This window comes from Cryomorpha ignava (genome assembly GCF_010686655.1).
Lineage (GTDB): Bacteria > Bacteroidota > Bacteroidia > Flavobacteriales_D > Cryomorphaceae > Cryomorpha > Cryomorpha ignava.
In genome coordinates, this window is the sequence record NZ_JAAGVY010000121.1 from 1 (window position 1) to 1,350 (window position 1,350).

At 30.8% G+C, this 1,350-nt stretch carries 2 protein-coding genes; both read left to right on the top strand.

Going from position 1 to position 1,350, the window contains the following annotated elements; translation table 11 throughout:
* Window positions 1-305: 305 nt before the first annotated feature.
* A complete protein-coding gene (locus tag G3O08_RS20655) occupies window positions 306-632 on the top strand; it encodes a hypothetical protein (protein WP_163287342.1) in 327 nt (108 codons plus the stop codon).
* Window positions 633-641: 9 nt separating this feature from the next.
* Window positions 642-1,031 carry a hypothetical protein gene (locus tag G3O08_RS20660; protein ID WP_163287343.1) on the top strand — a complete coding sequence of 130 codons (390 nt, stop codon included), beginning with the start codon at window positions 642-644 and terminating at the stop codon, window positions 1,029-1,031.
* The last annotated feature ends 319 nt before the right edge of the window (window positions 1,032-1,350 follow it).

Here is a 1,350-nt window from a genome sequence, read left to right on the forward strand (position 1 = left end):
TTGAATTTTGAGCGATCTAATTTTGAGATAATCTGAGAAAACAACGTTATATTTGCCATAAGAGGGAGTGTTTTTGTTGTGCAATTCAAAGTTAATTTGAAATACAAAACTTCCCTCTTTCTTTTTTGAATTTTTTAAACGTTTAGGACGCTATTGAAGAAATATGTAAAAAAGAAGATTTTAATTATTGGGATAGTATTTATGCAGATGACACAGAACATTTAGTAGGAACAGTTTTTATTGTCTTACAAAACTATATAAATAGTAGTATTTCAGATTTATATCCAGAACTTTTAAAACTACATTTGAAATATTCCTCAGATAAAATGGTCAATAAAGGTTCTAAAACAACAAGAATAGAATTAATCATAGTACTAGCGAATTATTATAAACACCGAGATTTACCTACTGAACTGCATAAGCACACGACAAATCCTCTTGAGGACTTAAAAATTGACTATAAAGAAGTTTATAATCTTGTGAATAATAAATATTTCTATAAAATGGGAGCAGATTCTCCAATATTTAATGGACTTAGTCTTTTGTCAGAAGGATGGGAATTAAATGATTTAATCGAAATAGTTTCAGAGTGGAGGGAGAACTTATGGAACTGTGAATACAAGAGTAACTAAATTATAAAAATGAAAATAAATTTCCAATGCATAGAACTGACAATCCAAGATGAAGAGTTGGGGTGTACAGTGACATTTTCAGATTCAAGGTCAGCGGATGACCAATTTAAAACTGAGGAGGAGATAATGAATAGTATTGAAAAATATCTTTTGATTCAAAGAACTTACGCGGAAGATGAATATGACAAGGAGAATTACCACATCGAATCTTCAGAATCGAATGCGAATTTTGACCCTCGTGAAAAAATAATAATGAGAATAAACCATAACAGACTTGAAGCAAAATGGTCTGGAGAAGAAATACTAATAGGACTAAATCTGAAAAATCAAGAGCTTGAAAATTTGTTGCGAGTTTTAGACTCTGAATTTAATGAACGAATAACGATAAGCAGAAAATAAAAGAGCACGATTTGCCAACAATGGCTATAATTAATACGGGTTTTGGTGCTTAACCCAAAGTGAAGTGCCTTGAACAAAGTCCGCAAAATTTTCAATTTTGCAGAAATATTTGAAATGAAAAAATTAAAAATTTGGCTAAGTGCTTAATCGAAAGTTAACTACTTTTAATTCCCGTACTAACCATAGCCGAGACGTTGGCAAACATTAAAAAGAACCATGAACTGTAAATTTTATATCTGGACAACCCTGATTTTGTTAGTTGGGTGTAATACAAATAACACTGACTATGAAAAAATAGCATCCTATCAAGACAATTCGG